The organism is Pelomicrobium sp. (genome assembly GCF_036803785.1).
GTDB lineage: Bacteria > Pseudomonadota > Gammaproteobacteria > Burkholderiales > UBA6910 > Pelomicrobium.
Map to the genome: position 1 here is coordinate 1 of NZ_DAIRTR010000245.1, position 2,116 is coordinate 2,116.

Here is a 2,116-nt window from a genome sequence, read left to right on the forward strand (position 1 = left end):
GCTTCATCGCGCCCGGGACGGGCGCACGGTGATGGTAGATGCCCGGGAGCGTGCGCCCCTTGCCGCTCGGGAGGACATGTACCTGGACGCAGGCGGTAAGCCCGTTCCTGGTACATCCCTGAAGGGGCCGCGGGCCGCAGCCATTCCCGGCACGCCAGCCGCCCTCGTCTGGGTGGCGGAGCGTTACGGCCGGCTACCCCTGTCCCATGCCCTGGAGGCGGCCATCCGCCATGCGGAAGAGGGCTTTCCCGTGGACGAGCGCTTCGCCCGCATCGCTGCGGAGAAAGCCGAGTGGCTGCGGGCCGACCCGGCTGCCGCCAGCATCTTTCTCCGGGACGGAGCTGCCCTGCAGGCGGGGGAGCGGCTCGTCCAGCCGGCGCTTGCCGCGACCCTCAAGCGCATCGCCCGCGACGGCCACGACGGTTTCTATGCCGGTTCTGTGGCGCAGACCTTGGTGGAGGCGGTACGCGCGGGCGGCGGCTTGTGGAGCCTGGAAGACCTGCACCGCTACCGGGTGGTGGAGCGAGAACCCGTGCGCATTCGCTACCGGGGAGCGACCATCACCACCGCGGCGCTGCCTTCGGCCGGTGGGCTTAGCTTGGCCCAGGCGCTCCACATCCTGGAGCGCTTTGCGCTGGAGCGCTTGCCGGAAGCGGACCAGGCTCATCTGGTGGTAGAAGCGCTGCGTCGCGCCTACCAAGACCGGGTCCGTTTCATGGGCGATCCCGACTTTGTCGTCGGGCCCTGGGAGCGCCTGCAGAGTCGGGAATATGCCCGCGAGCGCGCTCGCTCGATCCGACTCGACCGAGCCAGCCCAAGCGCCGACCTCCCGGGGCTGGAGGTGGGTGAGGCAGCCCATACCACCCACTTCTCCATCGTGGACCGGGAGGGGAACCGGGTCGCTGCCACCCTCACTCTCAACACGCTATTCGGCTCTGGATTCGTCGCTGGGCCAACGGGCGTGCTTCTCAACAACGAGATGGACGATTTCGCCGTGGCGCCTGGCCTGCCCAACGTGTACGGCCTAGTGGGAAGCCGCGCCAACGCTATCGCCCCCGGCAAGCGACCCCTTTCCAGCATGTCGCCCACCTTCGTGGAAGACGGCAAAGGGGTATTGGTCGTGGGCACGCCCGGCGGCTCGCGCATCATCAGCATGGTGCTGCTCGCCATTCTCCACTACCTGAGGGAGGAACGAGGCGATCCGGCACGCATCGTGGCCGCGCCGCGCTACCACCACCAGTACCTGCCGGACCGGATTGAGCTGGAGCCCGGCGCCTTTTCTGCCTCCTGGCGCGCGGCGCTGGAGGCCAAAGGGCACACGCTGCATGAAGCGTCCCGTCCTTGGGGGAACATGCAGGCGGTTTTCGTGAGCCGCGCCACGGGCGACGCGCTGGCCGCGAGCGATCCGCGCGCTCTGGTGGGAAGGGCCTGGTACTGAGAGCGGATGCAGTATCATACGCGGCGACCGTAAGCAGCGACCCCGGCGCCCGCGTGCCCGTGGCCGCAAAGGGAGGAGAATGAAACAGACATTTCTCGATTTCGAGCAGCCTATCGCCGAGCTGGAGGCTCGCATTGAGGAGCTGCGTTTCGTGCAGGACGATTCCGCACTCGACATCTCGGAAGAAATCCGCCGGCTGCAAGAGAAGAGCCAACGCCTCACCAAGGAGATCTATTCCAAGCTCACGGCCTGGCAGATCGCCCAGGTGGCGCGCCATCCCCAGCGCCCTTACACGCTCGACTACATCCAGGGGCTGTTTACCGATTTCGTGGAGCTGCACGGTGACCGGGCGTTTGCCGACGATCCGGCCATCGTGGGCGGGCTTGCCCGCTTCGGCGGTCAGTCGGTGGTGGTGATCGGGCACCAGAAAGGGCGCGATACCAAGGAAAAGATCCATCGCAACTTCGGCATGCCGCGACCGGAAGGCTACCGCAAGGCGTTGCGTCTCATGCTGCTCGCCGAGAAATTCGGCCTGCCCGTGTTTACCTTCGTCGATACACCAGGCGCCTATCCGGGCATCGGCGCCGAGGAGCGGGGGCAGTCGGAAGCGATTGGCCGCAATATCTATGTCATGGCTCGGTTGAAAACCCCCATCATCTGCACCATCATTGGGGAAGG

The 2,116-nt window shown here is 66.6% G+C and carries 2 protein-coding genes; both read left to right on the forward strand.

All coding sequences use genetic code 11. The features are described 5' to 3' along the window. A partial coding sequence (ggt, locus tag V7Q81_RS15855) for a gamma-glutamyltransferase (RefSeq protein WP_333845267.1) occupies positions 1-1,438 on the forward strand: 1,438 nt, incomplete at its 5' end. A gap of 79 nt (positions 1,439-1,517) precedes the next feature. Further along, on the forward strand, positions 1,518-2,116 hold a 599-nt coding region (gene accA, locus V7Q81_RS15860), incomplete at its 3' end, for an acetyl-CoA carboxylase carboxyl transferase subunit alpha (RefSeq protein ID WP_333845269.1).